This window comes from Paraburkholderia tropica (assembly GCF_914484835.1).
In the GTDB taxonomy this organism is placed as follows: domain Bacteria; phylum Pseudomonadota; class Gammaproteobacteria; order Burkholderiales; family Burkholderiaceae; genus Paraburkholderia; species Paraburkholderia tropica_A.
In genome coordinates this window covers 254804-263917 of sequence record NZ_CAJZAR010000101.1, presented here as the reverse complement: position 1 = coordinate 263917, position 9114 = coordinate 254804, and the positions used below count along the sequence as shown (strand labels likewise).

8 protein-coding genes are annotated in these 9114 nt (G+C 63.6%); 1 reads left to right on the top strand and 7 read right to left on the bottom strand.

What is annotated here, in order from left to right; translation table 11 throughout:
- Positions 1–203 precede the first annotated feature (203 nt).
- The 3 genes from LDO54_RS36710 to LDO54_RS36700 form a co-directional block, all read right to left on the bottom strand.
- On the bottom strand, positions 204–1241 hold the full coding sequence (locus LDO54_RS36710) for a GlxA family transcriptional regulator (protein WP_224017695.1): 1038 nt from the start codon (positions 1239–1241) through the stop codon (positions 204–206).
- 27 nt (positions 1242–1268) lie between these two features.
- Positions 1269–2660 carry a purine-cytosine permease family protein gene (locus tag LDO54_RS36705; protein ID WP_224017693.1) on the bottom strand — a complete coding sequence of 464 codons (1392 nt, stop codon included), beginning with the start codon at positions 2658–2660 and terminating at the stop codon, positions 1269–1271.
- A 148-nt stretch (positions 2661–2808) separates the two neighbouring features.
- Complete coding sequence (locus LDO54_RS36700; protein ID WP_224017691.1) at positions 2809–3588, bottom strand: SDR family NAD(P)-dependent oxidoreductase; 780 nt, start codon at positions 3586–3588, stop codon at positions 2809–2811.
- A 217-nt stretch (positions 3589–3805) separates the two neighbouring features.
- On the opposite strand from LDO54_RS36700, the gene LDO54_RS36695 reads away from it, so the two are divergent.
- On the top strand, positions 3806–4801 hold the full coding sequence (locus tag LDO54_RS36695; protein WP_224017689.1) for a helix-turn-helix domain-containing protein: 996 nt from the start codon (positions 3806–3808) through the stop codon (positions 4799–4801).
- 13 nt (positions 4802–4814) lie between these two features.
- Here the strand turns inward: LDO54_RS36695 and LDO54_RS36690 are convergent, their stop codons facing one another.
- The 4 genes from LDO54_RS36690 to LDO54_RS36675 form a co-directional block, all read right to left on the bottom strand.
- A complete protein-coding gene (locus LDO54_RS36690; RefSeq protein WP_224017687.1) occupies positions 4815–5540 on the bottom strand; it encodes a GntR family transcriptional regulator in 726 nt (241 codons plus the stop codon).
- A 124-nt stretch (positions 5541–5664) separates the two neighbouring features.
- On the bottom strand, positions 5665–6609 hold the full coding sequence (yddG, locus tag LDO54_RS36685; RefSeq protein ID WP_224017685.1) for an aromatic amino acid DMT transporter YddG: 945 nt from the start codon (positions 6607–6609) through the stop codon (positions 5665–5667).
- 98 nt (positions 6610–6707) lie between these two features.
- Positions 6708–8201 carry an aldehyde dehydrogenase gene (locus LDO54_RS36680; protein ID WP_224017683.1) on the bottom strand — a complete coding sequence of 498 codons (1494 nt, stop codon included), beginning with the start codon at positions 8199–8201 and terminating at the stop codon, positions 6708–6710.
- Positions 8201–9109, bottom strand: coding sequence for a dihydrodipicolinate synthase family protein (locus LDO54_RS36675; RefSeq protein WP_224017681.1), 909 nt, complete (start codon positions 9107–9109; stop codon positions 8201–8203). Before LDO54_RS36675 ends, LDO54_RS36680 begins: the two co-directional genes overlap by 1 nt.
- Between the last annotated feature and the right edge of the window lie 5 nt (positions 9110–9114).

The window sequence follows — 9114 nt, the reverse complement described above, 5'->3', positions numbered from 1 at the left end:
TCGGGATCGACGTTGGCGAGGGTTGAATCGACGCGTTTGAACATGGCTTTTCCAGTTTTGGTTTAGACGAGGCAGCCGCGATATCGGCCTTGTAGTCGCTCTCAGGTTCCAGCGTGGTGTTGATTGCCCCAGGCCGTGCAGCTATTTAAGAGCAAGCGCGAAGGGCGCGATAGAACGATTGCGACAAGCCGCTGGGACGCGTCTCAGGCGGCCGCGCACGCGGCGTCTTCGAGCACGGGCGGGCGCGCGATGCGATAGGCGCCCGGCGACGCGTCATATTCCTTGCGGAACTCGCGGCCGAGATGCGAGGCGTCCGAGAATCCGCACGACATGGCGATATCGGCGACCGTGCGGTCCGAGCCGTGCAGCATCCACGCGGCCATGCGCACGCGCATCTGGCGGCCATAGACGTTGGGCGACTTGCCCGTTTCGGCGACGAACAAGCGTTCGAGCTGGCGCACGGAGGTGTCGACGCGCCGCGCCAGTTCGGTCAGCGGCAGCGGATTCGCGATGTGCTGCTCCATGATGAGAATCGCGCGCCGCACCTTGGGATGCGAAGCGGGATCGAGGCCCGGCGGATACGGTTGGGGCGCGTTGCCGCGCTGCGCATCGTCGACGATCAGGATGCGCTGGGCTTTCTGCACGATCGCCGCATCGAGGTGCCGCAGGAGAATCGCGGCGGCCACGTCGATCGACGCGCGCCCGCCCGAGCAGGTGATACGCGCGCGGTCGATCACGAACAGACGGTCGGCGATCAGATTCGATTCGGAAATCGCGGGAAAGCGCTCGACGAAATCCCAGTAGTGAAACCAGCTCACGCAGATCCGGTAGCCGTCCATGACGCCCGCGCGGGCGAGCGCGAACGCGCCCGTGCAGATGCCGACCAGCGTTGCGCCGCTCGCGGCCGCCGTGCGAATGAAGCGATGCGTCGCTTCGGTCGCCGAGGGGCCGGAGTGCAGCAGACCGCCCACCACCAGCAGATAGTCGAACGTGCCGGCTTCGTCGAAGGTCGTCCACGGCGTGACCTGGATGCCGCAACTCGCGCGGATGGGCGCGAGCGTTTCCGCGACGATGGTCCACGAGCAGCGCACGGGCCGGCTCATGTCGCCATCGTCGCTGGCGAGCCGCAGCAGATCGACGAATCCCGAGAAGGCCGTCAGCGTGAAATTCGGCAGCAGGACGATGCCGAATCGAATCGGCCGGCGCGTTTCGGAAGGGAGTGGGGCGATCGGGTGAGACATGGAAAACACGCGTTGAACGGGGATGATTCAATGTGGCTGCATGGCGTCGTGCTCGACGGCGACGAGGTCGTCCGCCGTGCGTGCGCGCAGGCCGAACGCAACGTAATAGAGCACGCCCGGCACCAGCAGGCTCGGAATCCAGCTCACATCTGCGCCGATGAGTTTCGCGAAGTAGCTGTGATAGAACGAGAGGTCCATGAACGGCAGCGTGCTGGCGAAACCGGCGCAATAGATCGCGATGGTCTTGAGGTTGAATTTGCCGTATTGCCCGCGCGCGTCGTACATGTCTTCCACGCTGTACGCGCCACGGCGCACGAGGTAGTAATCGACCAGATTGATCGAACTCCAGGGCACGAGCACGTAAATCTGCGCGTTGAGAATATCGGCGAAATAGTCGGAGAAGTGATATTGCGTGGCGATCGCGATCCACGTGGAAATCGCGAACAGCATGAACAGCACCAGAAACTTCGTCGAGCGGCGAATGCGCGTCATGCTGCGAAAGCCGCTGAAGATCGTCACCGACGACATATACGCGCTATACAGGCTCAGCACGTTGAACACCAGCACGCCGAGCACGATCACGATGAGCGCCGGGCGCGCCCAGCCGCCGAACAGCGCGGCGATGGCCGTGCCGGGATCGTTGACCACGGAGGTCGACACGGTGGCGAGCACGGCGCCCAGCACCATCACGGCGAGCGAGCCGAGCAGGCCGCCCAGATAGGTGTACCAGAACGTGTCGCGCGTGCGCACGCTGTCCGGCAGATAGCGCGAATAGTCCGCGACATAGGGGCCGAAACCGAGCGTCCACGAGGCGGCTTGCGCGACCACGAGATTGAATGCGCCCACGGAGAAGCCGTGTTTCGCGGTTTGCAGCGTCACATGCACGTGCGGCGAAACAAGCAGAATCAGCGCCGTCGCTGCAAAGACGAGAATCGAGAGCACCGTCATGGTCGCGCCGAATCGATGAATCAATTCGTAGCCGATATAGCTGATGACGAACGTCAGCGCGCCGAACACGATAATGGCCGCATTGTCGGACATCGGATAAATCGACTTGATCGACTCGCGCATGACCACGCCGTCGGCCGCGACGAACAGCACGTAGGCGAGCGTCACGATCACGAGCGGCAGCGCCGCGCCATAGACGCCGAATTGCGCGCGGCTCTGGATCATCTGCGGAATGCCCAGATGCGGACCTTGCGCCGAATGCGCTGCCATGAAAATGGTGCCGATCACATTGCCGACGACGAGCGCCACGAGCGTCCACGCGAGACTCATGCCCGCGACGATGCCCAGCGTGCCGACGACCAGCGCGGTCACCTGCATGTTGGCGCTGAACCAGATCGTGAACAGCCGCTTGGGCGTGCCGTAACGTTCGCCATGCGGGATAAATTCGATGCTGCGATTTTCGACGTCCATGACGGATCTCCTCCGGGTTGGCCGTCACTCCTGCACGCAGGGCACGAGTGACAGCGAGATGCGCCCACTCTAGGAGACGCTTTTTTTGACCACTATCGGATATCGGCAACCCAGGGTCGATACCGGGCGCGTGGCGTGACGCGAAAAATCAGAGCGCGGAAAAGCCGTTGTCGACGAAGAGATGCGCGCCATTCACGAAGCTCGATTCGTCGGACGCAAGAAACAGCGCGGCGGACGCGACTTCGGACGGCTCGCACAGACGGCCTTGTTGCTGCGCGATCGATTGCTCCGACACGTCCACGCCCATCGCGCGCAACTGATCGATTTCGCGGATGCCGTGCGGCGTGCGGATGAATCCCGGCGCGATCGCGTTGCAGCGAATGCCGCGCTCGCGATACTCGACGGCAATCGCGCGCGCGAACATATGGCAGGCGCCTTTGGTGGTGTCGTAGAGCACTTCGCCGGGCGTCGCGCACACCGCGGAAATCGACGACGTGCAGATGATCGTGCCCGCCGATTTTTCGAGCATCTGCGGCAGGACCGCTTGCGTCATCAGATACATGCTCTTGACGTTGACGGCCATGAGCCAGTCCCATTCGTCCTCTTCGATATCGAGGAACGGTTTGACGACCAGCGTGCCCGCGTGATTGAACAGCACGTCGGCGGGGCCGAAGGTTTCGCGCGCGGCCGCAACGGCGCGCGTGACATCCTGCTTGCGCGCGACATCGGCACCGAAGCCCGCTGCGCTCAAACCTTCGTCGCGGAGGATCGCGGCGAGCGTTTCGGCGGCGTCGCCGTCACGGTCGATGATCGCGACGCGCGCGCCCTGACGCGCGAACAATGTCGAAGCCGCAGCGCCGCAGCCTCCCGCGCCGCCACTGATGATGGCTACCTTGCCAGCGAGCCGGCCGTCGAGTCGAGCGTTCATGATTCGTTATCCTGTGTTGCATGGCGCATGAGTGCGCCACGGGCAAATTGGCACGGCCGTTTGAAAAGCGCCGTGCGCATCGCAGATTAGGTATTGGCTGAACGCGTGACTATCGGATTTCGGCAATTGCGGGTTTTCCCCGGCTTTTGAAGGGTATTTTGGCGAGTCGGGGATTTCGCTAGAATGAGCCGGATAGTGAGTCAAGAGCCTGATGCGTATGCGCGCCGATCTTCGTCCTTCTGCGGAACTGCCGGGTAACGCCGCCCACGCGGCGCGTTCCGTCACGTTTTGCGCGTTCACGGACGTCGATGAACAGGCCCGCATTTTCAAGGGCTGGGATCTTGATTACACGCAGATCTCACGCGGCGCGTTCAGCGGGTCGTCGTCGATTGCATCGATTGGCGGCGTGCGCGTGCTGGTCGAACATCTCGACAAGGTCATTCTTCAGCGCGGCTCGGTGCCGGCGGGCCGCATTGCGATTGCCGTGCCGCTCGAACTCGACGGCCACGCGCGCATGTGCGGGCACGCGAGCGGACGCAACAGCCTGCATGTGTTTTCGAGCGTTAAGGAATTCGAATTTTTTTCGCCCGATCATCATGTTCTGGCGAACGTCGAAATCCATCTCGATCAGATCGACAGCGACGCGTTGCGCGCGTTTGCAGGCTCGCTTTACGAGACCGATATGGCGCCCGTCGTTGCGATGAGCGAGGCCACGGCGCAGCGCTTTCGCGACGTGCTGCGTCACGCGTTGTCGATTACGGTGACGCAGACCGAACGCGAGCGGGCGATGGCGTTGCAGGGCGCGGTGCTGTCGGTGCTATCGGAAGCGCTGGAACACGACGCGCGCGGCGTCGAGCGCAGCGTCGCGCCGCATGCGAGCCATGCCGCGCTGGTCGCGGCCACGCAGCGTTGTCTTGAGGTCGCCGAAACCTGCCCGCTGTCGATCGCGGAACTGTGCGGGCAGCTCGGCGTGAGCCGCCGCACTATCCAGTACGCGTTTCAGCACGTGCTCGATCTGAATCCCGTGGCGTATCTGCGCGCGGTGCGGCTCAATCATGTGCGCCGCGCGTTGCGCGCCGGCGATTCCGTCACGGCGGCGGCCACGAAATGGGGCTTCCTGCACCTCGGCAGCTTTGCGCAGGACTATCGCGTCATGTTCGGCGAATTGCCTTCGGAAACGGTGCGCCGTTGCCGGCGCGCGTCGAGTGCCTGAACTCAGGCAACAATCAGGCAAAGCTCAGCGGCACTTCCAGTCCTTCCGGGATCGCATAGTCCGTCATGTGACGGCGCGACAGTTCCCAATGCGCTCGCACGAGTTCGCCCGCGCGCTCGGTATCGTGGCGCTCGATGGCGTCGATGATCTCGTCGTGCTGATGCGCCGCCTGATGCATCTCGTGCTGCATGTTTTCGCTGGCAGGGTAGCGATAGAACGTCTTGCCGAGCCGCGCGTGATCGATCAGCAGGCGGCGCAAACTGGGCATCAGATAATCGTTCTGCGCCATGGTGCCGATTTCGAGGTGAAACTGGTCGTTGTAGAGGACGCGATTCTCCACGTCGTGAGCGTCGATGGCCTGGCGGAAACGCTTCTGGATGTCGCGCAGCTTCGCGACGTCGGCGGCCGTGGCGTTCGCCGCCGCGAGTTGCGTCGTGGCCACGTAGATGAGCGGCGCGGCCAGGAAAAAGCTGCGCAGCGAGTGGTAGTTCATCGACGAAACCCGCGCCGCGCGATTGGCTTCCAGTTCGATATAGCCTTCGGCGGCCATCTGGCGCATGAGTTCGCGCACGGGCGGGCGCGACAGGCCGAATTCCTCGCACAGCGCCAGTTCGTCCACCACGGCGCCCGGCTTCAGCTCCATGCTGACGATGCGGCGGCGCAGGGTTTCGGCCAAAACGGCCTTGCGGTCGGTGGGGGCGTTGCTGTCGATCTGGGATTCGTCGGGGCTCGTTTTCATCGGGATTCTCTGTCTACCTTTTGTGTACTATAAATCGCCGGACAAAAAATCTCCATACGACGCCTCGGGCGGCGGCCCGCTTTATGGGGCGCTCATTGGGCTCTAAAGCCCGCGCAGCGGTGCATCAGACTCGTTCCCCAATTCGCTTCGCCTCGGCGTCGACCGCATCCGGCGCGGGCTTTTTCGGGCGACGAGGGCGCGTGGCGATCCAGCAGAGAATCGATCCCGCGCAGACCATCATGGCGCCGTGCCAGAACGCGTCGGCAAGCGGCGCGTGCAGTAGCGTGGCGGCCAGTGCGGCGGAAATCACGGGAATGAAATACGAAGCGCCCGCGAGCACCGTGGCGTTGCCATGCAGAATGCCGATGTTCCAGGCCGCGTAGCCGAAGCCCATCGCTGCTGCCGCCAGAAACAGATAGATCAGGGCGTGCGTGTCGAAGTGCATCGCGCCGCCGCCTTCGAGCGCATATTTGAGCCAGAGCGCCGCCGAGACGAGCATGAAAAACGGCGTGACGCCGTTCTTGCCGTTCGCGATGCGCGCCGTCACCGTGCAATACGCGGCCCAGATCAGCGCGCCGCTGAACGCGAGGCCGTAGCTCAGCGGATTGTCCTTGACGTTCGCGAGCATGCCCGCGAGATCGATGCCCTGATCGCCGCCGAGCACCCAGCCGATGCCGAGCATCGAGAGCACGAAGCCGGGCACGACGAGCAGATTGGCCTTCTGCTTGTTGAAGACGATGGCCGACACCAGCGTGAAGGTCGGCCACAGATAATTGACCATGCCGACTTCGATCGCCTGCCGGCCGTTATGGGCATAGCCGATCGAGAGCGACAGACACAGTTCGTAGGCGACGAATAGCAGACTTCCCCAAATCAGATAATTTCGCGGAAATTGCCTGAGATTGGGGAAGCCGACGGTCAACGCGAGAAAAACGGACGCCACCGAATACATCATGGCAGCGCCGCCGGTCGCGCCCAGACTTTCGCTGACACCGCGAATCAGGGCGACGATCGACGCCCACAACATGATTGCGACGAGCCCGATCAGGGTGGCCGTATCCTTTTTCATACCTCGAACCTGCGTTGATAATTCATGTTTCCTGCGCGTGCGCCGTGGCCGGACGTGCATGTCCGGCCACGGCGCATCCATCGGCGAATCCGCCTGGTTTAAGCGGGTACGTCGATCCAGATCGTCTTGATCTCGGTGTACTGGTCGTGCGCCCAGATCGACTTGTCACGGCCACCGAAACCCGATTCCTTGTAACCGCCGAACGGTGTCGTGATGTCGCCTTCGCCGAAGCAGTTGACGGTCACGACGCCCGCGCGGATCTCGCGCGACAGACGAATCGCGTGATTCAGGTTGCTGGTGTAGACCGAGGCGGCGAGACCATAGACCGAGTCGTTGGCGAGTTCGATCGCTTCGTCGATGTCGTTGAACGTCGTGACGGCGAGCACCGGGCCGAAGATCTCTTCCTGGAACAGACGGCTCGTCGCGCTCACGCCGTCGACCACGGTCGGCTCGACGAAAATGCCGCGCTCCGTGTCGCCGCCGAAGGCCACGCGCAGTTGTTCGCTCTGCGCGTGCTCCAGATAGGAGCGGACCTTCTCGAAGTGCGACTTGCTGACCATCGCGCCGATGCGGTGTTCGGGATCGAGCGGATCGCCCATCTTCCATTCGCGCATCTGCACGCCGATGCGTTCGAGCAGCACGTCCTTGATGTCCGCATGCACGATCAGCCGCGAGGAGGCCGAGCAGTTTTCGCCCATGTTCCAGAACGCGCCATTGACGACGTGTTGTGCGACCGCGTCCAGATCGTCGGCGTCCTTGAGCACGACGGCCGGATTCTTGCCGCCGCATTCGAGCACGATGCGCTTGAGGTTGGACTCGGCCGCATAGTGCAGGAAGCGTCGGCCCGTGGCCGTCGAACCCGTGAAGCTCACCATGTCGACGTCCATGTGCAGGCCGAGCGGCTCGCCCACTTCGCCGCCGCCGCCGGGCAGCACGTTGAACACGCCCGCAGGCACGCCCGCTTCGTGCGCGAGTTCGGCAACGCGCAGGGCAGTGAGCGTGGTTTCCTTCGCGGGCTTCACGACGATCGAGCAGCCTGCCGCGAGCGACGGGCCGATCTTCCACGCCAGCATCAGCAGCGGAAAATTCCACGGCAACACCAGCCCGACGACGCCGATCGGCTCGCGCACGACCAGCGAGAGCGCGCCCGAACCGACCGGCGCGGTGGAGTCGTAGATCTTGTCGATCAGTTCGGCATGCCAACGAATCGTATGGATCGTCTCGGGCACGTCGGTGTTCTGGCATTCGCGAATCGGCTTGCCGCTGTCGAGGCTTTCCATCGTCGCGAGTTCGTGCGCGTTCGCTTCGAGCAGATCGGCGAATTTCAGCAGAATCGACTTGCGTTGCGACGGCGGCAGTTTGCGCCAGCGGCCATCCTGGTATGCCGCGCGTGCGCTGGCGACGGCGCGATCGACGTCGGCGGCGTTGCACGCGGTCACTTTTGCGAGCACCTGGTTCGTGGCCGGATTCGTGGTCTCGAACGTCGCGCCGGACAGCGAAGGCTGGAATGCGCCGTCGATGAACGCCTCGGTCGGCAAGTTCAGCTTCGCGGCCAGCGCGGCGTATTCCTGGGCGGAGAGCAGATCAGCCATCAGCACTGACCTCCCACGACAGCCGCCACTTCGCGCTTGACTGCAGCGACGATGGTTTGCAGGCGCTGCTTCTCGTCGTCGTTGAGACCCTTGAGCGGGGCGCGCACGCCGCCGCTGCGCAGGCCGATGATTTCGCAGCCGTGCTTGATCGACTGCACGAACTTGCCTTCTTCGAGGAAGTCCATCAGCGGCAGCATCGCGGACATGATGCGGCGGCCCTTGCTGAAGTCGTTCTCGACGGCGCACGCCTGGTACAGCGCGATGTGCTCGGCGGGCAGGAAGTTCGAACCGGCGCAGACCCAGCTGCGCGCGCCCCACGCGAAGAATTCCAGCGCCTGATCGTCCCAACCGCACGACACGCTCAGTTGCGGGAATTCGCGCGCCAGCATATGCAGTTGACCCGTCTGGCCCGAGCTTTCCTTGATCGCGACGAAGTTCTTCGACGCGGCCGTCACGGTGTTGAAGTACTCGCGGCCCATCGAGACGCTCATGCGGCCGGGGTAGTTGTACAGCATGATCGGCAGGTCCGCCGCGCGGTCGATGGCGAGCGCGTGCTCGGCGTTTTCCTGTTCGGTCGGCAGCGCGTAGGGCGGCGAGCCGACCAGAATCGCGTCGGCCTTGATCGCCTTCGCGGCCTTCGCATATTCCACCGAATCTTCCGTGCGCACGGCGCCCGTGCCGATGATCAGCGCGGTGCGCGAGCCGACCACTTCCTTCGCGAGTGCGCCCAGATCGAAGCGCTCCTGCGCGGTGTGCGCGTAGTACTCGCCCGTCGAGCCGCCGATGATGATGCCGTGCACGCCGGCTGCGATCAGCGATTCGAGCACGTCGGCAAAGGCCTTGTTGTCGATCTGGCCCGCAGCGTCGAGGGGCGTGATGGCCGGGGTATAGATGCCTTCGAATTTCATGATGT